A 20759-nucleotide genomic window follows, 5' to 3' on the forward strand; every position below is an offset into this window, starting at 1 on the left:
GAGGAGAAAGGTTAGGTCGTCATGCGTCGTCTCGCATTAGCGTTTCTGCTCATCGCTGCTGGCGGCTGTGCCGCACGTCAGGCAGTCACCGCGCCGGTCGGCGGATCCACGGTCGTCACGCCTTGGGTCATCCAAAACGGCAAGTCGCAGGGGCACTGGAAGCTCTTCACACCTAAGACGCAGACGACGATTTATCGGGGCATCACCGCCGGGCCTGACGGCAACGTCTGGTTCTCGGACAACAACGGGCACGCGCTTGTTCGCACGCAGATGACCGGCAAGACGAAGTCGTTCCAGCTCAGCTTCACCGAGAACGGCCAGACGTTCGGATTCCAGCCGCTCAATCCGATCACAGGCCCTGACGGCAAATTCTACATCACGACCGATGGCGCCGATCCAAAGAACAACGCCGGGATGATCGGCGTCTTGACGACGAGCGGCAGCTTCAAGATCCACGATTCGCCGAGCAAGGATAATCTCGGGAACAACGGGCTCGCCATCGGCCCCGACGGCAACGTGTGGTTTGCCGAGCAAGGGCACATCGCAAAGATAACGACGGCGGGCGCGATCACGGAGTTCGCGTATCCATCCGGCCTGAACGACAACGCAGCCGCGGGCGTCGTCACTGGCCCGGATCATAAAGTGTGGTTCACCGAATACTTCACGCACAAGGTCGCGAACATCGACCCGACGACGAACGCGATCACGGAGTTCGACGTGTTTGGCGTCGGCTGCACAGGTCCGGAGGGGCTGGCCGTGGGCACCGACGGCGACCTCTACTTCAACTGCAGCGCCACGACGATCGCAAAGATCACGACGTCGGGTGCGGTGACGGTCATCAGCAATCCGTTCGGCGCGGCGGGCACGCCGCAAGATATGGTGACGGGTCCGAACGGCCACATCTGGTTCAACACGAACGGCAACGTCATCGCCGAGTACAATGAAGGCAACGGTACGCTCACCGGTCACACATCGCCGTTCAACACGAACGGGGTCATGATCGATCTCACGAGCGGGCCGGACGGCAATATCTGGTCGGCGACGAACGGCGGGAATCTAGAGGTGTACGCCCTTGTCACGCTCAGCGTTTCGCCGAAGAGTCTGACGTTCACGGGAACCGGCGAGCAGCAGACGCTCACGGCGACCTACCACGGGCCAAGCACGCTCACCGCGGTGAGCGGGTCGCCGTCGATCGCGACCGTCGCGCCCGGGCAGGCAGCAAACACCTTCGTCGTCACCTCTGTAGGCGTGGGCAAGACCAAGATCACGGTTGAGGATGCGATCGGAAACCTGTTCAATGTGCCTGTCACCGTGCAATAACGCACGAACCACAAGCGAAAACACGGTGTGCAAAGCAAGCGAGCGGCCGCCGAAAGTGTCATATGGCGAGGCCGTGCCATTGTAAATATCGGTAGGCCCGCGAGGGACCGACCAGGCATGGAAGCCCACGCTCCGGAACAAATACGCCTAACCAATAGGCTTTAAGGAGGCCGGGTGCCCTCTTTCCTCACCCGTAAAACCCGTCGAGCGTTTTCACTCGCTGAGTCGTTGATAGCATTCACGGTGCTTATCGTCGGCGTCCTCACGCTTACGTCGACATACACGTATTCCCAGTCGCGCATCTCGCTGCGCGCCGATGAACTCCAAGCAGTGACGTTCGGTCAACAATATCTCGAGACCGTACGCCAGCAAGTGCGGGGTGGAGTCGTCACCCCGCTCGCGACCCCCGCGCCGACGACGCAGCCGATCGATGCCGGGTACGCGATCTTCTCGGGTGATTCCAATTACTCGTCGTCGTCGCCGGCGCCGGAGCTTTCCTCGCCTGGCGACTTCACCGCGTCCGCCTCGGTGTCGCAGATAGGAACGACAAGCGACTACGACGTGAGTGTCAACGTCACGTGGCCGTACCACGATGTCACGCAGACCGTCACGCTCGGAACTGTCGTCACGACACAGGTCCCATGAACCGGGTGAGCGTTCGCGGTTTCACGCTCACCGAGATGATCGTGGGCATCGCCGTGCTCTTCCTGTTCCTGGCGATCGCGTACCTCGCGCTCGAGCCGGTCATCCAGTATCTAGGCGCGGCGCAAGCGAAGACCGACACGCAAGGAAATGCGGTCGCGGTGCTCTACAAGCTCGAGCGTGACATCCACGAAAGCGACGCTCGAGCCGTTTTCTATGATAGTTCCGGCGCTCAACCGCTCCCGACGCCCTCGGCGACCCCGGTCGACGTCACTGTCTTCGCCGTGGCGACTGCCGACACCGGCACGAACGGGGGCTCGTGCTACCCGCCTGGAGCTTTCGCGCTCACCTCGAACGGCTCGCCGAATTGGCAAGGTTTCAAGGTGTTCATCCGCAACGGCCAGCAGCTCAACTGCGTGTTCGAGAATGAGAGCATGAGTGCGTGCAACCCGTTAGATATCCCGTGTCAAAGCGCGGCGACCCTCGCCATCACGAGTGCGAAAGCGGTCGCTACCACCAGCCAGCCATTCTACGCGACTGGAATCGTTGACATCAAGATAGGCGCGGCCGGCGGTCAGAACGGCGCGCTAAGCGGTATCATCCAATACGTCAATCTGCAGATCCAAGCACTTTCGACGGTCGATGGCCGGACGAATGTGACATCATACACGGACCAGTTGCAAACGAGGAACTGACCCATGAAAAAACTGCAGCGTGGCCTCACTCTCATCACCGCGCTCGCCATCGTGGCGATCTTCTTGGCGATTGCGATCATGATGCTCGAACTCGCAACGCACAATAGTCAGAACGTCGGCGCAAGCTACACGAAACAGCAGTATTTCGACGTCGCCGAGGCGGGCATCGACCGTGGTCTCACGGACGTCGATTCGAACCTGCCGGCGCCGGGATCGACCGGGTTTGGGACCGCGCCGCCGAACCCGCCTCCAACGCCATCAAGCGATCAAACAGCGCTGCCTTCAGAGCCGAACGTGCCTTATTACTACTCCTATTGGCATAACCCGAACCCGGGTGCGACAAGTATCCCGGACCCGCTCCACGCGCGAGGCTTCGACGGCGCGGGGAGCACGATCCCGGTTCCAGGATTCGGCACCCTCATCTGGTCGTATACGAAGAGCACCTTCGACGGGCAGCCGACCGGTCGCGACGTCGGCGTCGAAGTTCTCGCGAACGTCGCCAGCATCGAGCAGCACACGTGCGCGGTGTGTGCGGGTGGGGGTGTCACGGTCGATGGCAGCAGCCATCTGGGAAGCCAAACGCCACCTCCCAATTGTGGGTCGACCACGCCATACGACAAGATCTGCACTGACCCGCTCGCAAGCCCGAACCCCCCGACGTTCGTACCCGTCACGAGCGGCCAGACCTACCTGCCCAAAGGCAATTGCAACAGCGTGTCGTGCGCTTACGGCGACGCCGGGAGCGGCGGAACGTATCAGAACATCTCTCAGAATGCGGACAGCTCACAATTTCTCGACTCGCAAGCGACCATCGACGAGATGAGCAACGCCGCGATGTGGCTGTCGCTCTCGAACTCCAACAGCAACGTCTTCTACACGTCGTGCTCGTCGGGTTGCAACTACAGTGCGATCAGCAACATCAACAAGAACAATGGCGGTATCGGCGTCGGGCAGGTCGCCTTTTTCGACGGCAACGTAGCACTCTCGGGAGGCTCGAGTGCGGCCGCTAGCTACGCCGGCATGCTCATCGTCGGCGGCTGTCTGTCCGTGAGCGGCGGAACCCTCAGCGGGACGACGGTGACAGCGGAGACGATCGTCTTGGGGTCGGATTCGCAGTGCGGTGGCAACGCTTTCGCCGTGTCGGGCAACGGCGTTTGGAACGGCGGCACGCTCTATACTGCGAATGGGTCCGTGTCCATCGCAGGTACCGGCAACGTGAAGTACACGAATTTCTACGGGGACATTATATCGGCAGGCACGGTCACGATCGGCGGTAATGGGAACTTCGCCTATCAGTATGGAGCCCAGGGCACGACGACATCCTTTGGCCAGTACGCGGTTGAGAGTTTCATGCAGTACTGATCAAGGAAAACCGAAAGGCAAGGCCGCGGCGGTCGAGATGAATCTCGACCGCTCCCTTTTTCATCGCGCGGTCTCGAGTCTAGTGGTGCGAATGTGCGCCGTTGCGGTTGCCCCACCAGACGAGGACCGCGGTCGCAGCTATGAGCGCGATGTTCAGGAAGGTCGTGTAATCCCACGCGACGTGCTCGACCATCATGAGCAGACCGCCCGTTGGCGACGGCACGGCGTGGAGTAGCGCGAACGCACCTTCGACGATCAAGCCGCTGATCACCATAGCGGCGTAGAAGACGCCGACCATCCGCCATGTGAGCGGCCAGCCGTAGTAGCGGCGGTAGATATCGATGAGCGGCAGCACGATGAGATCGGCGTACAAGAACGCGATGACGCCGCCGAAAGTGCTGCCGCCGTTCCATAGGACGGCGGCGAGCGGCACGTTACCGATTGAGCACACGAAGCTCAAGACGGCGATGATCGGGCCGACCAGCGCATTCTCGATCGTGCGAAGCACGGCCGGCGCATGCTCGAGAAAGAGCGCCTGCCACCAGGCGGCTGGGATAGCGATCGCGAGAAATCCGGCGATGACGAAGCCCAAGATGAGATCGGTCTGGAGCATCGACCAATCCATCTGGAAATAGTGCGAGATGTAGCGCCAGCCTTCGCCTGAGCGCAGCTTCTGCCAGAGCGTCGCGCCGGGAGCGAGCATCTCGCCGTGATCGTGCTCGTGACCGCCTGGCTTCAACTCTTCGACGTGCGCACGGCCGCTCTCGACGACGTCGCGAGTGAAGAAGACGCGTGCGAGCGCCGCGAAGACGGCGATGAGCACGATGCCGCCGAGCCACTCGGCGACGACGAACGGCCAGCCCATGAGCCGCCAGAGGATGAGACCGAGCTCGATCACGAGATTCGTCGAAGCGAACATGAACGCCATCGACGTCGTGAAGTCCGCGCCGCGCTTGAAGACCGACTTGGCCGTCGCCGCCGCGGCGTAGCTGCACGACGAGCTTGCGGCGCCCAAGACCGCGGCAAGGCTCAGCTCGCGCAGGCCGGCGCGCCCCAGCGTCTTCGCGAGGCCGCCTTTCGGCACGTACGCCTGCACCATCGCCGAAAGGATGAAGCCGAGGAGCAGCGACCAGAGCACCGACCAGAACATGGCGAAGGACGCGTAAAGCCAGCGGCCGATGAAGTCGAGCACGATCATGCCGGACGGCTGTACGCCGTCCTGCTTCGCGTTTCTTCCTCTACCTTCGGTTCAGTGAGCGTGGCCCGCGTGGTTCGCCGCCGCCACCGGGATACGTGCGACAAGTACGGTGTCGGAAAGCAATGTGGCGGTGTCGGCAAGGCCGCCGTTCTTACTCGCCGTCCAGCGCGCGCGCACGCTGCCATTGCGATCGAGCATGAGCTCCGTCTCACCGCCATCGGTAGAGGTCCGAAACAGGTCGAGCATCGCTCGAACATCATCCGAGACGTCGACCTCGAAGGGGGCCTTGCCGGCGGATGAGTCGAGCCGAACTGCGATGATGTGCAGCCCCGCGCCAGAAAGACGCTGCCCGGATCCCGCCAATTGCTCAAGTCGAGCGAGCGGAACGCGCGCGGCATACAGCACGATGAGAACAGGGCCGGTCTTCGACGTCTGACTCAACGTATTCTGCGCGCCGCTCTGCTCGTAAGCAAAATCAGGGAGTGGCGGCGCAGCAGCGGTGCTGATGTGCGATGTCGCCTGGTCCGCAATGATGCCAGCCGCGCGCGCAAACACGAAGTTGATCAAGTCCCACCTCTGGTCGGACGTCAGCTTGGCTGCGAAGCCCGGCATCACGTGGTTGTCGCTGCCGTTGCTGACCCACCAGAAAATGTCGCCGGCCTTGTGCGCGAACAGATGTGATTCCGTGAGATCCGCCGGGCGCGTTGGAAGCGATTTCGCAAGCGGGCCGTCGCCGCGACCGTCGGCGCCGTGGCATGGCGTGCAGTTCGCTGCGTACAGCGGTGCACCGCGCGCTACAGAAGGCGCCGAATAGGGTTGTGTCGACGCGTAGTACGTCGTAGGATACGCGCGCACGATCCCTGGCCAGGCCGCGACGCAACCGATAGCTACGAACACGATGAGGGCCGCGACCGAGGCAGTCGTTAACCGGTGATGTCTGCGCCAAGCCGTGATCGCGACGACCGTTATACACACCGCGAGAGCGAATACGACCACCCACAGTACTGTCTGTATGCGCGGCGCGATCTCGCCGAAATCGAGCCGGAACGGCAGCGGCCAATTCGGCTCGGTGTGCAACCCCGGGGGCAGGATGCCGATGACGCCGACGATGCCGAGCACGAGCACACCGATGCCGGCCTCCGTCAACACGTTGCGGCGCAATTGGAAGACGGCGAGCAGTCGGTCGGCGGTTTTGCCGGCGACGTCGGTGAGCCTCGGAATAAATCGACGCCGGTTTCTGCTCGCGACCGCGATCATCACCACGAAGAGAGCGACTTTTACCAGCAGGAGCTGACCGTACAAGGTCCCGACGAGCGCCGCAACGGTGCCGGCCAAGAACCAGGTGTTCACGACTCCGGTCACGAGCAACGTTCCAACGCACGTGAGCCCTAACGTGGAGAAGCGCAAAGTCGCCGCTTGCGCCGCCGTCACCGCGTCTGCGCTACCTTCGCGGCGCGCTTCTGCGAGCAACATGCCGAGCGGTACCAGCGCGCCGAGCCAAGCGCCGGTGGCCAACAAATGCAAGATGTCGGCGGGCAGGTGGATGGCGTCGAAGGGTACGTCTTCGGCAGCTGCTCCGTGTCCAGCCCATGCAAGGGAGGCGACGAAGGCCGCGGCGGCCAGCGCCCCGATCACGGCCGGGACTTGGTTTCGCGTGAAACGCTGCACCACGAGACATCCCGCGAGTATGGCGACGAGCGCAAGTCGGATGAGCCAGGCGGTGCCGAAATGCGTTTGCGTCAAGACGATGACGAGGACGCCGGCCGGTAGCACCGCGCTCAGCGGCATCCCGCTCATCTGAGAACCGAGGATGAAGAGCCACGCACCGCCGGTCACGAATGCCACGATAAGGCACCACCAAGCGAGCGTGAAGAGCCGTCGGTCGAGTCGCGATCGTAATCCCTGCGCCGCATCCGCGCGGCGAAACGCCGGCCATGCGATCAGGATCCAAAAGACGAACACGCCTTCGAGCACTGCGCTCGCGGCGTAGTGCAGGATGCGCGTCGCTACGAGGAACGAATCGATCGCTTAGCCCTTCCCGACCGTGAAGTTGAAGTCGCCTTCCGTCGTATGCGTGTCGACAGACAGAGCATGCCACTTCACGGTATAGGTCCCGGGCGACAACGATTTCAGCTTGACCGTCATCTCAGCTGGGCTGGACGGATCAACGGTCGCGTTGCCGTCGGTGACGGCCGCACCCGATTGGTCGCTCACGGTGACCCAGCTGAACGCAGGCTCCAGCTCCTGTGTGAACCACAGATGGATGACGGTGGGCGACGACGGTACCGTGCTTCCGACCGCGGGATCCGAATGATCCAGAAACGCGTGCGCAAGAAGCGGTGATGTGGTGGTCAACGTCGCGACGAGCGCGAGGGCCGCGGCGATTATACGACTATTCATTTCCCCAAAGGTTCCTTTTGATGAGCGGTCTGCCAAACCAACTCTTATAGTAGGTATCAAGAAACACGTGGAACTGTATGACGAAGCCGGTGCCCTGCCCGAGGTGCGTCTCATGATTGGCAGGCAGTATCGCCTCGGCGCCCAGCTGCCAGTTGTTGGCGTCATAGAGAAGCCCGGGAGAGATCGTGCCGGCCGGCGTGCCGCCGTCAGGGGTCGTCATCGCGAACTCGACGATAGGCGTCGTGTGGGTCATCCAATTCGGCAGATTCAGCGCCTTGACGTGTTGTTGCATGTACGGCATCGAATACTGTAACGAAGCCGCGTAGCTCCACGCATTCGGAGAAACGCTATTATTGTCGGAAATGACGCGGCTCACTTCGCCGGTTATCGCAAATGGGCGCATCCAGCCGTCCCGCGCCCCGCCTAGACCCTTGCCGATGTAGAACGTCGGCGCCGTATTAGCGATGGTGTCGATCGCCCCGGCATCGCGGAGTTGGGTAGAGCCGGTTCCAGGTAGTTCCCTGACTACACCGATCGACCAGGCGAGCTCTTTATGCTCGAAATGCTCCACGCACGGATGCTGATCTTTGATCGTCAGGGTAAGGTTATCCCAACCGTGTAAGGACTGCGTCGGGCTGAATTGCTCGACATAGTCGCCGTTGATGCCAAAGCCCAGGTCCTCCGTGATCGTCTTATCCCATTCGTACCCGTACGTGTTGCCCTCGCCGGACGGCGTCGGCGTGAGTCCGACGGTCGGCAGCGACATCTCGTCGCTCACACCCGGGTCGTCCATGGTCAGCGTGGTGGGAAATACTCGATCGCCGCAGACGACATGCGCCGCGGCGGCCGAGTAGGTCACCAACATCAACGCGCTGGCTGTCAGGAGCGCACGGTAAAGTGTGCGTTTCATATTCCTAACTACCTCGTTCTTCATACCGCACCCAAACGGCGCCATGCGCCCACAGCTGGGCCCGACGCCTCGAAGACTAGTGACTTCGGTGATCGCCTAATTGAAGGCGAGGCGGGGTGGTGGTCTGTTCGCGATGTGGAGCGCGAGCGGGGTTGGACGAATCGACCGACGAGCAACGCGAGTCGCCCAGGCGGGAAGGCTGGTCGTGCCGGTCGTGACGATGAGCCGGCGAACGATTGGAATGATGACGCGCGCGATCGCGGTCGACACGTCGACGATCGTCCGAATGCCGCGGAAGACCGCGATCGTGACGGCGAGCGCGCACAAAGCGTGGATCGAGAGCGTGACGAGCGGCGGACCGCCGAGCGACACACCTAAACCGATCGGATGACCGAAACGCTGGACCTGTTCGAGCGCTTCGAGCGACAAGAGCAGTGGTATCTGCAGGCCGTAGACAAGCGCAGCCGTCGCCGGGCTCGGTCGCCGCATCGCTCGCAGGAGCTCGAGCCGTCTCGCTGGCGTCTCGTGACGGAGACTTTCGATCACGGTTCCGATGGCAGACAGCGCTAAGAACCCGAGGACGATGGCTGCGACCGCGATCGCTGCGAACACCGTAAACGAATGCTGATATCGAGCGTACGTACCGGCGAAAACGCGCAGCGATCCGAGAACGTCGACGGCCGCGTGACCGCCCGCAGCACCCGCAACAGCGGCAACGCCGATCGCCCATGCATAGAGCCGAGGCTGCATCACGCGCATATCAGTTGTAAGTACGCAATCTCGCGATGGCGACCTGCACGAAATACGCTGAAAAACGTGGCTCTAGTGCAAGAGTTTGTCGAAGTTATTCACGATCATCGTGCCGATGCCGGTCATCTGGTCGTAGCCGGGTCCGGCGCTATACGGCGGGATGCTCCCAACGGTGATATCACGGAAGTAGAGCGTCGAACCCCGCGAATATCCGTGGCGCAGCCACTTCCTGTACAGCGTCACGTTGAAGTTGCCGGAGCGTGCGCCGATGACTTGGTTCGTCTCGACGAGCGCTGCACCGAAGATCGGTGACGCTTGCGAGGTTCCACCGATCGGCCCGCACCAACAGCCGTCGTAGTAGAACGACGCGCCGCTTCCAGGATCGGCGTCGTACGAGACGTCGGGGATGTTGCGCCCACCCGCGATGATCGTCGGCACGTTCTTCTGATACGCCGGCACGCCGAACAAAACGGAGACGCCGCCACCGGATCCGTCCCAACCGACCTCGTTCGTCTCTTGGCCCTGCGACGTCACCGAGAGCGTCGTGCCGCCGACGCCGGTGTTGTGCGGGATGTCGACCGGCGTGCCGACGCTGACGCCGTTGCAGCCATCCCAGTTCGAACCGCCGTCGCCGGACGCCGCATGGAACGTGATGCCGAGCGCGTTGCCCTGCACCGCGACCTTGTTGAGCGACTCCGGATAGCCTCGGTGGATCGCCGTCTCGCAGTATCCATAGCTCGTGTTGAGCGCGTCGATCTTGTCGTCGGTGACGACCTGATTGTAGATGTCGATGAAATTGCCGTTCGTCGGCTCGTCGTACGTGACTTCGTAGACGTACAGCGCGGTGCCGGGCGCGAGTGACACGATCTGCTCGACATCGAGCGTCGTCTCGATCGAGTCGGGTCCGTCGCCGGGGGCCGGACCGCCGTCGACGAGGACGCGCTGCGTCGCCGGGCCGGTGCGGTTGATCTGGAAGTACGATAGGAACGACGAGAGATCGGTGTCGAGGAAGTCGGCGTCCGTCGCGACACCTGATGCGTGGCCGGAGCCGTCAAAGCCGTTGAGTTCGGGGAAGCTGTACGAGCGCTGGAAAACGAGCGGCCCGTAGCCGCCGTCGGCGCCGAAGACCGGTTCTGCATTCGGACCGAACGAAGTGTTCGAGCTGCGATGCGGGTTCCGTGAAAACGCGTAGAGCGGACGCATCCGGCCCGCTGCGTCGAGTCCCACGACGTGGTAGACCAGGTCGCCGATTTCCGCAGGCACCACTCCCGCCCTCACGTTCGTCCACGTCGTGCGGCCGTCTGAGGTCCGGATCGCATGGATGTTCGTGCCGAAATAGCGTGCCATGACCGGCGCGGGCGCCGCGGCATCGATGACGGTTCGGTTCGCGTACGAATGCGTGACCCGCAGTCCGCCGCGCTGAAGCGAGGCCAGGACGCGGCCGTACTCCGTCGGTGTCGGCGCGAAATACGCGTCGAATTGCGCGGGCGTCAGGAAGTGATGGTAATACGGCGAATCCGGATCGGCTTGCGCTTGGGTGAGCGCTTCCAGTTCCGCGTCATGATGATAATTCAAGACGATCGCGACGCGAACGTCGAGCGACGCGGGTGCGGCACCTAAGTCGCGGACGCCGCGAAGCGTGCCGGCCTCGATGGGTCTCGTCGCGGCCATCGCGAGCGACGTGCTCATGGCGAGTGCGGATGCAAAACCGAACGCGAAAAGGGCGAAGCGAAAGCGCATGAACGTATCCTCTCTCCGCGCGCCTTTCTCGCTGAGCGAGGACATCACATTTCGAGCTGCCAGCTGGATGAAATGCGCGATGGAAAACTAGAATAGCAGCAGGGCTCGATGTCGTATGAGCTCCGGCTTTATCCTAGTGGTAGAAGTAGGGATCGAGGACGCTGATCTCGTGGATGCTGTCGACCGGAAGACCGTTACGCTCGGCCGCTTTGCGGATCGAGTCTTCGTTCGGGCCGTCGTAGATGCAGTACGTCTTCTTATGATCCTTTGAAACGTACGAATGGACCCAGGTCACGCCGACGTCGCCGTTGTTATCGACGACCGTGCGACACGCATCCGCGCCTTGTTTCGTGGTTGGAATCGTCAAGCCGTCTTTGAAGGTTCGTTCGATCAAATATCGAGGCATGGATCCTCCGTTCATTTCAGGTACGAGGACGGGATCTCGAACGATGGGATTCGCGAATTATAGCGCGGCCGGGCCGCGGTTGACAAGCGTTCTATAGGTCCACGGTGCCGCTGGGTGGAACATTCGCCGTAGACCATGCAACCGAGTTCGAGGGCCGATCGTCGGCACATGAAAGGTCCGACGGCGTTGCCAACGGGCACCGTCACCTTCCTATTTTCCGACATCGAGGGCAGCACGAAACGCTGGGAGGCGCACCATGACGCCATGAAGGCGGCCGTGGCGCGCCACGACGACGTCGTGCGGACCGCCATCGCTGCGCACGGCGGGTACGTCTTCAAGACCGGTGGCGACGCGTTCTGTGCGGCTTTCCCGACCGCCCCGAGCGCCGTCAGGGCCGCGATCGATGTCCAGCGCGGACTCGCGTCGGAGGACTTCTCGGCGGTCGACGGTCTGCGCGTCCGCGTCGGCTTGCACACCGGCTACGCCGAGGAGCGCGACGCAGACTACTTCGGACCGGCGGTCAATCGCGTCATGCGCTTGATGTCGATCGGCCACGGCGAGCAGATCCTCATGTCGGCGGCGACGCACGCCCTCGTCCAACATGAGACGCAACGCGACGCATCCTTCGCCGATCTCGGCACACACCGCTTGAAGGACCTGGCGCAACCCGAGCACGTGTGGCAGCTGATGCTCCACGGGCTGCGCAACGATTTCCCGCCGCTTCGCTCGCTCGACACGCTGCCGAACAATCTGCCGGTGCAGGTGACGAGCTTCAGAGGACGCGAGCGCGATCTCGAAGGTCTCAAGGAAAGCCTCGCCGCGCATCGCCTCGTCACCCTTATCGGCGCGGGCGGCGTCGGGAAGACGCGGCTGGCCACACAGCTCGCCGCTGAAGTGCTCGATCAGTTCTCGGACGGTGTCTGGGTGGCGGACCTCGCGCCGATCACGGAGCCCGATCTCGTTCCCGTTGTCGTCGCGAAAGCGCTCGGCATCAGCGCGTCGCAGCTGAGGATCGTCGACGAGTCCGTGACCGATGCGCTCCGCCACAAACAGATGCTGCTCGTCCTCGACAATTGCGAGCACCTCTTGGAATCGGCCGCGGGGCTCGCCGATGCGATCCATCGACATTGCGCGAAGATGTGTATCGTCGCGACGTCGCGCCAGCCGCTCGGCGTCGGGGGCGAGAAGGTCGTGCGGTTATCGTCGCTCGCCGTGCCTGAAAAGGCGAGCGAACTGAACACGGGCGACGCCCTTGAGTTCGGAGCCGTCGCACTCTTCGTCGACCGTGCGTCGCTCGTCGATGAATCGTTCCGGCTCGCCGACGACAATGTGCCGATCGTCTGCGACATCTGCCGGCGTCTCGACGGTATCCCGCTCGCGATCGAGCTCGCAGCCGCGCGCGTCAAGGTGATGAGCATCCCCAACCTCGCGTCGAGGCTCAACGAACGCTTTGCGCTCCTCACCGGCGGCAGCCGCACCGCCTTGCCGAGGCAGCGCACGTTGGCGGCGCTTTTCGATTGGAGTTACGATTTGCTCGAGCCGGCGGAGCGGATGCTCTTCGCGCGCGCCGGGGTGTTCGCCGGCAGCTTCACGCTCGACGCGGCGACGGCCGTCTGCGGCAAAGGCTCGGTCGGTCCGTTCGAGGTGCTCGACCTCATCGCGTCGCTCGCCGACAAATCGCTCGTCAACGCAGAGACAGGCGGCGGGCTCGAACGCTATCGGATGCTCGAGTGCACGCGCCAGTACGCGCTCGAGAAGCTCGCCGCGAGCGGCGAGCGCGAACGGATCATGCGCAGTCACGCGGAGTACTACCGGACACTCGCTCGCGACGCGGAGAAAACGTTTGGTTCGTCGCCGCTCGGCGAATGGCTGTGTCGAGTGGAGCTCGATCAGGAGAACTTCCGTGCCGCCATCGACTGGGCGCTCTCGAAGGGCGGCGACCCGGCGCTCGCGGGCGACATCGCGGCGTCGCTCGAGATGTTCTGGTGGCATGGCGGCGCAGAAGCTGAAGGGGCGCGCTGGATCGACGGAGCGTTGTGCGCGATCGACCAGGAAGCGGATCCGGAAATCGCTTCGCGCCTGCGGAACGCGCTCGGTCTCATCATGTCGCGGATGATGTTCTCATAACGGGTCGTTTGGAGGGGAAATGGACAGCGATAGCCTGCGCGCCGCTCAGACGCCGATCAAGGAGCGGTATCGGAACGAACCGGCGGCCGCACTCATCACGCTCAAGGCGAGCGGCGACGTCGACGACCAAGAAGGCGTCAGCTGCAGCGTCGAGACCGGACGCGCGCTCGTCAAGGCGGGGCTTCATCCAGCGACCGGCGGCGACGGAATGCTCGCGTGCTCAGGCGACATGCTGCTCCAAGCGCTCGTCGCGTGCGCCGGCGTGACGCTGCGCGCTGTCGCGACGGCCAAGGGCATCGAACTGCGCGGCGGCACGGTCAACGCCGAAGGCGATATCGATTTTCGCGGCACGCTCGGCGTCGACCGCGAGGCGCCGGTCGGCTTCAAAAATATCCGGTTGCGATTCGATCTTGACGTCGAAGCATCGCCCGAGGATATCGCCTCGCTGCAGAAGCTGACGGAACGCTATTGCGTCGTCTATCAAACGCTCGCGAGCGGCGTCAAACCGGAGATCGAGTTCAAAACCTCAGGGACCGTCAAGGCACGGTCCCACTGATCTAGCAAAGAGCTAGAACTTCCTCATAGATCTCGCTTTGGTCGTGTCGCCGTCTGGGCTGGACGCTCGATGGACGGCTTCGTCTTATATTACATCTCGAACGGTGACCGTTTTAGGCGAGCCCATATCGCCCGGTACGCCGCATGACCTGAGTGAGGAAGAGATCATGCGAACCCCAACCATCAAACCGACGATCGCGGCGGCCGCGATTGTCGTGGCGGCCGGCGCGCTTGCGGCAGGACTTGCCCTGAAGCCCGCGGTTGCCGGACCGACAGGACCGAATCCGGACCTGAGCGTCACGTGCACGAGCACATCGCCGTGCCAAGTCTACAAAAACAAGGGCCTTGGTGCCGGCATCCAGGGTATCAACACGAAAAACAACAGCAGCTTCACGTCTGGTGTCGTCGGCTCGGCCGGAACGTTCGGCAACGGTGTGACCGGCTTTGCCGGCACGAGCGGCAACGGTGTGAGCGGCAGCGGCGGCAACACCGGCGTCAACGGCAGTGGCGGAACATGGGGCGTCTTCGGCTATTCGAGCGCCGGGAACGGCGTTGAAGGCCAATCGGTCAACGGTAACGGCGTCATCGCTTTCTCGAGCTGCTGCGCGGGCCTGACCGCGGCGAGCTCAAACGGCGAAGGCGTGTTCGCCCTATCGGAAAGCAGCTCGCCCGCGATCGGCGCGATCGGTTCGACGGGCGACGCGATCGATGCGTTTGCGGGGTTCGGCGGCAGCGGTCAAGTCGCATTTCGCGGCACGAACAACGGTGACAACGGTTCGGACGGCAACGGTGCCGACATAGAAGGATCGTACATCGGCATCATCGCGCGCAACGCCGCCGGGATCGGTTTCCCCCTCGTCGCGGCCGACACGAATGGCACGGACCTCATGTTCGTCGACAGCGCGGGCGACCTATTCTATCACGGCGGACTCTTCAACTTCGCTAAGACACAGGGTGGCGGCGAGGCGGTCGCGTACGGCGCGCGCTCGGCATCCCCGACTATCGAGGATAACGGCACGGCGCAGCTCGTCAGCGGCTCTGCGAACGTCGTGCTCGATTCCGCGTTCTCTCACACCATCGACAACCATCAGGCATACCAGGTGATGCTGACGCCGGACGGCGACACGAAGGGCCTCTACGTCGCGAGCAAGAGCCCGACCGGGTTCGTCGTTCGCGAAGTGCAGGGCGGACACGCGACGATCTCGTTCGACTACCACATCTACGCGACGGCGCTCGGCCAGGCCGGCGTGCGCATGACCGAGATGTCTGCCGCACGAGCGGCGGCGATGATGCCGCACGCGAAGTACGTCAAGCCGACGATGCAAATGCAACCGAAGATCAAGCTCCTCCACAAGTAGTTCGCGGCAACGCGGACCAGCCCGAAGGCGGGTCGGAACTACCCCACGTTCCGGCTCGTCTTCATCTCGTAGCCGCGTCGCCTCCCACGTGAAGGACGTATTTCAAAGTCAGCCGGTGGAGCGTGCTGAAGGCGGCCGGAGTTCCGTAGTTGAGGAAGAGCTCGTCGCCGGTCGCAAAGCGCCGGTGAAAAGCGAGCGCGACATCCGTGCCCGTGCTTGGCGCAAACCCGCCTAGTCCGTTGATCGAACGCAGCGAGATCGATAGGTTCGATTCGGCGCCGAGCGACTCGCCGATCGAGATCCGTCGAAGCCACTGCGAGTCGAGCGCGCCGCCGGCGATCGGATGCTCGAGCGTGCCGTCGTACTCGAAGCCGAGCGAGTAGCGTCCGATCGGGCGCGACGTGGTGAGCGAGAAGATCTGGGTGTAGTTGTCTCCGAACGGCCCGAACGAGTAGGACGCGTCGATCGGTTTCGCCGTGCCGTCTTTGTACCCGAACGCCGATTGGAAAAGATCGAAGCGACGATCGCGCCCGTTGAGGTAGCAGGGAAAGCCGGTGAACGACGACGAGCCGACGATCGGTCCAGAGCAATCGGGATTCGCCGGCGTGTCGTAGCTTCTGAGAATGCCGACGCTGGGGCCGAAATTGTTGATCGACAATCCGTTATTGAAAGTCGCAGTGAGCGTTGCCAGCGTGTCGGCCTCATGGATCGCACCCGATCGATCCATCCAACGATCCCAATTGAACGTCACCGCATAGTTTTTCGCCCATGGAGCGGAGCCTAAGCCTTGAGCGAAACCCTGCATGCCGCGGATATCCGAGTTGAACGTGAGGCCGTCGATCGGGTTGTAGTTCGGGCTCATGTCATTGTACCCGATGGCCGTCCCCCAGTTCGGCTTGAACCAGGCGACGAACGTGTTGCTGTTGCGCGCGACTCGCGGGTCCGGCACCCAGCTCCCCAGTTCGATCGTCTGATCGTCTCCCCACTGGAATCCAGTCTTCAGGTCGCGACCCTGGGCGCCGATATCCGTCGTCGCGTCGTCACCGGCTACGCTGTGGTGCGCGGAAACGCCGTCGACCCAATATTGGAACGTCCGATCCGGCAGCGCATGGTTAAATGCGTAGACAAAGTCGTCAAACGTGTTGCCCGTTACCCGGTCGAATCCGCGGAACGAAAGCATCCCCAGTGAGTAGAGACCGGAAGTGCCCTCGATTTTCGCGCCACGGTCGAACGGCCCGATCCGCGGCGAGTAGAACACCTGAAGGTTCGGGCTTGTCGGACTGCTGTATGTGACGAAACTCTCGTTCAGGAAATTCGCGCCTTGGGCGAAGAACGGCCGATACTCTTGCAGTTGACGCGGGAACTCTTGCGGCACGATCGTCTGCTGATCGACTTCGACGTTCGAGAAGTCGGGATCGATCGTGCCGACCGCGTTGATCGTGTTCGTCAGCGGGATCGTGAAATCGACGCCGAGCGGGCGAGGAGGCTGTCTCCGGAACGTGCCGTCGGATTGCTGAAAACGGTCGCGGTCCGAGCCTGCGCTGCCGAGCGAGTAGATCTCCGCGTGTGATCTCGGCCGGCTTGCCAACCCGATACCGCCATCGATTTTGAAGGTCGGCCAATAGCGAGCGTCGCTAAACGTGGGCCACCCCTGTCCGACCGGTCCGTCGACCATCAGCCCGTTGTACGCCCACGTGTAGTGCTCTCCGACCGCAGAGACGCCGCGGATGAAATTGAAGCGCCACATGAGTTGCGCGCCGGGTCGGATCCGCATCGCATCGAGTGGAATGGCGAGCACGGCGTTCCACGATCCGCCGTCTATCGAAGCTGCGCTTTGCCACCGAGGCGTATAGCGGACGTTGTCGCTCGACTGTTGATAACGTATGGCCCGCGGCGTCGTCTCGAAGAAGTAGACTTGGTTCCCGGCACCGCTCGTATCGATCGCAACGCCGATGAAATCGTCGAGCCCGAAGCCGACGTTGTTCGTCCGCTGCTGCGCGACGATCGGGATGCCGGATTGCTCGACGTGAAAGGCGACGTACACATCGTGATCGTCGTAGAGCATGTAGACCGTCGTGTCGAATTGGGCGACCGAACGTCTGGTCAGGTCCCAAAACCCCGACGAGCTGACTCGTCCCGATCGCCATGCCGGATCGCGCAGCGACGGGTCGAGCGACATCGGATGCGGCGCGCGGGCGGCGGTGAACACGGTACCTGTGGCCACCGAGGCGTCCGCGCGCGCCCAAAAACAGAAAATTATGGCCGTCCCGACGATGGCCCATACAGCGATTCTCATACGGAGAACCTTAGCGGTATCCGAGCAGCCGGTTCAATCAACGTCTCGTCACGAACGTCGAGGAAGTCGACGTGATAATTCGATGATAGCGTCTCGCGCCGCCATCGCGTATGCTGAAAAGAAATGCTAGGGGCTGCCGAGGGGCGATTCGAACACCTGGCCATGCCGGCCACGGTGCCTATCGGACGGTTGCGGTTTGATCCCGAACGGCTCGTCCTCTACGACGGAACCGAGATCGTTCCGCTCGCCCCGCTCCCTGCACAAATGCTCGCCGAACTCATCCGCGCCGACGGGGCGGTCGTCGACGCGGCGTCGCTCCGCGGGTCCCTTTGGGGCGATTCGGCCGTCGAGGACCGCAACCTCAATCAGCAGATGTACGTCCTGCGGCGCGCCTTGCGGCGCGATCCGCACATCGCGATCGAGAACGTGCCGCGTCGCGGCTATCGCATCGTCGTCACGCCGGCCGCTATCGCCGAGAGCGTTCGCGCACGCCCTCGGATCGGCTTGGCCGGCGCGCTCGCAGCGCTCACTCTCGGTGCTGCGATCATCGCTGCGTCGGCGAGAGTCCCGACTCTTGCACCGTCGCCGCCTCCCGTCGACCGCGACCTCGCGCTCGCGAGCTACTTGTCGACGAGCGAAGGTCCGGGTCACCTCGACAACGCGGCGCGTTACTATTGGGCGCTCATCGCCAAGGCGCCGAACGCCGCAGCCGGGTACGGCGGACTCGCGTTCGTCGACGCGAAGATCGCGATCGGTTCGAACGGCGAGGCGCGCTCGCGCGCGTTCGATGACGCGCGAACCCAAGCAACGCAAGCGCTGGAGCGCGATCCGAACGAGAGCAACGCTCTCACGGCGCTCGGCATCATCGCGAGCGTCGATGAGCATAGAAACGATATCGCCGAGCGGATGTTCGACGCAGCGGTCGCAGCCGATCCCATGGCGGAATCGCCGCGCTCGTGGCGCGGCAAGTTCCGTTTGAGCGTTGGCGAGTTCAACGAGGCAGGTTGCGATTTCAGGAAAGTCAGTATCGACGTGCCGACGTCAGGTTCCGCCGTCAGACTCTATGGCGAGTGGCTCGTTCTCGATCGCGACTACGTCGGAGCGAGCGCGGTGCTTTCGCAAGCGCTCGACCTCGGCTATCATCCTGGCTTCACGAGGTACTGGCTCGCGCGCTCGTACTACCAGCGCGGTCTCGACGCCCAGGCGCTGAGGCTGTCGAACGAGATCCTTGCGCTCTACCCGGGCGAGGCGTCGGCACTTGCGCTGCGACTTCGTGTCGAGACGAGTCTCGGTGACAAGAAGGGCGCTATTGCGGACCTCGCGCAGATCGAGAAAATCCGCGATCCGAACAGGGTCGATCCGATCGCTCTCGCCTCAGCAGAAGTCGCCATGGGAAACCGCGCCGAGGCGCTCGACGCATTGCGCCGCTTCGAATCCTCGCGACAGCTCGGCCTCGACGATATCGCGCGCATCCGCACCGATCCGGACTTCGACTCTCTCCGCACCGGATTCAACCAAACGGTCACGATCTAGCCGTACCCGGTGAAGCCTATCGGGGTTTGGTCTGATGCAGTGTGACCTTGTTGCCTTCAGGATCGTTGAGTGACGCCTGCTTGCAGACCGGACCATCGAAGATATCTTCGACGACCGCGCCCTTCTCGCGCACCGAGCGGACCGCCGCGTCGATGTCGTCGACCTCGAAAACGGCGCCCGCGCCGGAACCCGGCTTGCGGCCGACCCACTCGGACGCCATCAAGCTAAAGCACCCGGTCGCCAGATGGGCTTCGTTGTATTTCTCGGTACCGTCTTCAATGTACGGTCCGGCGAACTCTAGTCCGAGCACGGTCTCATACCAGGCGCGGGTCCTAGCCACGTTATCGGATGGGTAGGCGACGTACGCGATATCCTTGATCACTGCGGTTCTGCCGCCTGAGGTCGTCGACATGGGTAAGGATTTCCTCATCTTCGGTCATAACGCCTAGAGCTGTCACGACGTCATCGTGAGCAGAGGACGAAATGCTCGGGGCTATCGCTGCAGCGCTTCTGGTTCTGGCTTCCGCACCATCGGTACACATTCGGCACGCGGCGATCGACGAACGGCGGTCGATCTCGCACTCGATTTCGGACTGCATCCGTGATCGTTACACCGAATGTGCGGCATTCAAAACCGATTCCGTTGCGATTGGTCCGGCGGTAACGTACGACTATTACCTCGCTCTGGCCGACTGGAGGTCGATAGATGGCAAGAGGCGAGGCCAGGTGTTCCTCACTACGAAAGGATGCGGAATCTGGGATGTTGAGCTTGTCAGCATGGGACGTCCGTTGACGTCGCAAGCTATTGGCTCATTTCTGAATCGTGGGTCTTCAAGCGATGCCGCGCGAGGGAAGCAGGCCGGGATAGAACTGACCGCTGCATTGGCGCGGATCGACGCCGCAAGCGTCGCATACCTGCGGGTGCCGCCCGGCCAGTCGTGTTAGCGCACCGCCGGGACCCACATGACCGCGTGCCACGTGTTCGTCGTAGTCGATAGCGCGGTGCCGATGATCTCGCCCGACGGATCTATAGCGTATGCTTGTGAGCTGGAGATCGTCGACGGCGCGAACTGCTGCAAGTCGATCGCGCTTCTAGCGGTGCCCTTCCAATGCAGTGCGTGCAAGATATTCATCCCCGTGATATGGCCTTAGCCGATCTGGATCCCGCCGCGAGGATCTGCCGGGTTTGCATCTCGCCTTCATGTGATCGACGTTTATTCCACGCTTCGTACAAGTGCGCTTGCGCCCTCCAAATACGTTATCACATGGCGTCGGCACATCCGGTTCTTTTGGCATCTTGGCACTCGAATTCGGCGGCCCACCAAAGGCCCGTCGCGGCTGCAGACGAATGCGGTCAATACAGGATTCACTAATGCATACGGATGGCCGGCGAACCCTAAGGTTCATTCTCGTCATCGCGATCGCTCTTGCGGCGCTCGCCTCGACCTATGCGGCGCTCTCTATTTT

At 62.6% G+C, this 20759-nt stretch carries 18 protein-coding genes; 8 read left to right on the plus strand and 10 right to left on the minus strand.

What is annotated here, in order from left to right:
• Positions 1 to 21: 21 nt before the first annotated feature.
• The 4 genes from VFO25_00840 (at position 22) to VFO25_00855 (ending at position 4019) form a co-directional block, all read left to right on the plus strand.
• Positions 22 to 1320: a hypothetical protein gene (locus tag VFO25_00840; protein ID HET9341443.1), complete on the plus strand. Its 1299-nt coding sequence runs from the start codon at positions 22 to 24 to the stop codon at positions 1318 to 1320.
• A 243-nt stretch (positions 1321 to 1563) separates the two neighbouring features.
• The gene (locus VFO25_00845) at positions 1564 to 1965 is read left to right on the plus strand and encodes a hypothetical protein (protein HET9341444.1); all 402 of its coding nucleotides are present in this window, start codon (positions 1564 to 1566) and stop codon (positions 1963 to 1965) included.
• Positions 1962 to 2657 carry a prepilin-type N-terminal cleavage/methylation domain-containing protein gene (locus tag VFO25_00850; protein ID HET9341445.1) on the plus strand — a complete coding sequence of 232 codons (696 nt, stop codon included), beginning with the start codon at positions 1962 to 1964 and terminating at the stop codon, positions 2655 to 2657. Before VFO25_00845 ends, VFO25_00850 begins: the two co-directional genes overlap by 4 nt.
• A 3-nt stretch (positions 2658 to 2660) precedes the next feature.
• Positions 2661 to 4019: a hypothetical protein gene (locus VFO25_00855; protein HET9341446.1), complete on the plus strand. Its 1359-nt coding sequence runs from the start codon at positions 2661 to 2663 to the stop codon at positions 4017 to 4019.
• Positions 4020 to 4098: 79 nt separating this feature from the next.
• Here the strand turns inward: VFO25_00855 and VFO25_00860 are convergent, their stop codons facing one another.
• The 7 genes from VFO25_00860 to VFO25_00890 form a co-directional block, all read right to left on the minus strand.
• The gene (locus tag VFO25_00860) at positions 4099 to 5217 is read right to left on the minus strand and encodes a permease (GenBank protein ID HET9341447.1); all 1119 of its coding nucleotides are present in this window, start codon (positions 5215 to 5217) and stop codon (positions 4099 to 4101) included.
• A gap of 51 nt (positions 5218 to 5268) precedes the next feature.
• Entirely contained in the window at positions 5269 to 7242 is a 1974-nt protein-coding gene (gene copD / locus VFO25_00865) for a copper homeostasis membrane protein CopD (protein ID HET9341448.1), read from the minus strand.
• A gap of 3 nt (positions 7243 to 7245) precedes the next feature.
• Positions 7246 to 7617 (minus strand): copper resistance protein CopC, encoded by a 372-nt coding sequence (locus VFO25_00870; protein ID HET9341449.1) that lies wholly within the window; start codon positions 7615 to 7617, stop codon positions 7246 to 7248.
• Positions 7610 to 8551, minus strand: a complete 942-nt coding sequence (locus VFO25_00875; GenBank protein ID HET9341450.1) for a hypothetical protein — start codon at positions 8549 to 8551, stop codon at positions 7610 to 7612. The genes VFO25_00870 and VFO25_00875 overlap by 8 nt, the downstream gene beginning before the upstream one ends.
• 72 nt (positions 8552 to 8623) lie before the next feature.
• Positions 8624 to 9280, minus strand: a complete 657-nt coding sequence (locus VFO25_00880; protein HET9341451.1) for a hypothetical protein — start codon at positions 9278 to 9280, stop codon at positions 8624 to 8626.
• A 69-nt stretch (positions 9281 to 9349) separates the two neighbouring features.
• On the minus strand, positions 9350 to 11017 hold the full coding sequence (locus tag VFO25_00885) for a S53 family peptidase (protein HET9341452.1): 1668 nt from the start codon (positions 11015 to 11017) through the stop codon (positions 9350 to 9352).
• A 133-nt stretch (positions 11018 to 11150) separates the two neighbouring features.
• Positions 11151 to 11423: a DUF4242 domain-containing protein gene (locus VFO25_00890; GenBank protein ID HET9341453.1), complete on the minus strand. Its 273-nt coding sequence runs from the start codon at positions 11421 to 11423 to the stop codon at positions 11151 to 11153.
• Positions 11424 to 11591: 168 nt separating this feature from the next.
• Between VFO25_00890 and VFO25_00895 the strand changes: the two genes are divergently transcribed.
• From VFO25_00895 to VFO25_00905, 3 genes are all read left to right on the plus strand, one after another.
• Positions 11592 to 13550, plus strand: coding sequence for an adenylate/guanylate cyclase domain-containing protein (locus tag VFO25_00895; GenBank protein HET9341454.1), 1959 nt, complete (start codon positions 11592 to 11594; stop codon positions 13548 to 13550).
• Between the two features lie 19 nt (positions 13551 to 13569).
• Entirely contained in the window at positions 13570 to 14106 is a 537-nt protein-coding gene (locus tag VFO25_00900; GenBank protein HET9341455.1) for an OsmC family protein, read from the plus strand.
• Between the two features lie 166 nt (positions 14107 to 14272).
• On the plus strand, positions 14273 to 15463 hold the full coding sequence (locus VFO25_00905; GenBank protein HET9341456.1) for a hypothetical protein: 1191 nt from the start codon (positions 14273 to 14275) through the stop codon (positions 15461 to 15463).
• A 61-nt stretch (positions 15464 to 15524) separates the two neighbouring features.
• Here the strand turns inward: VFO25_00905 and VFO25_00910 are convergent, their stop codons facing one another.
• A complete protein-coding gene (locus tag VFO25_00910) occupies positions 15525 to 17687 on the minus strand; it encodes a hypothetical protein (GenBank protein ID HET9341457.1) in 2163 nt (720 codons plus the stop codon).
• Positions 17688 to 17921: 234 nt separating this feature from the next.
• Between VFO25_00910 and VFO25_00915 the strand changes: the two genes are divergently transcribed.
• Complete coding sequence (locus tag VFO25_00915) at positions 17922 to 19292, plus strand: winged helix-turn-helix domain-containing protein (protein HET9341458.1); 1371 nt, start codon at positions 17922 to 17924, stop codon at positions 19290 to 19292.
• A gap of 16 nt (positions 19293 to 19308) precedes the next feature.
• Here VFO25_00915 and VFO25_00920 read toward each other — a convergent pair whose 3' ends face one another.
• Both VFO25_00920 and VFO25_00925 read right to left on the minus strand, forming a co-directional pair.
• Positions 19309 to 19704, minus strand: coding sequence for a VOC family protein (locus VFO25_00920; protein ID HET9341459.1), 396 nt, complete (start codon positions 19702 to 19704; stop codon positions 19309 to 19311).
• A 529-nt stretch (positions 19705 to 20233) separates the two neighbouring features.
• Complete coding sequence (locus tag VFO25_00925) at positions 20234 to 20425, minus strand: hypothetical protein (GenBank protein HET9341460.1); 192 nt, start codon at positions 20423 to 20425, stop codon at positions 20234 to 20236.
• Between the last annotated feature and the right edge of the window lie 334 nt (positions 20426 to 20759).

The sequence above is a fragment of the Candidatus Eremiobacteraceae bacterium genome (genome assembly GCA_035710745.1).
Taxonomy (GTDB): Bacteria; Vulcanimicrobiota; Vulcanimicrobiia; order Eremiobacterales; family Eremiobacteraceae; genus JANWLL01.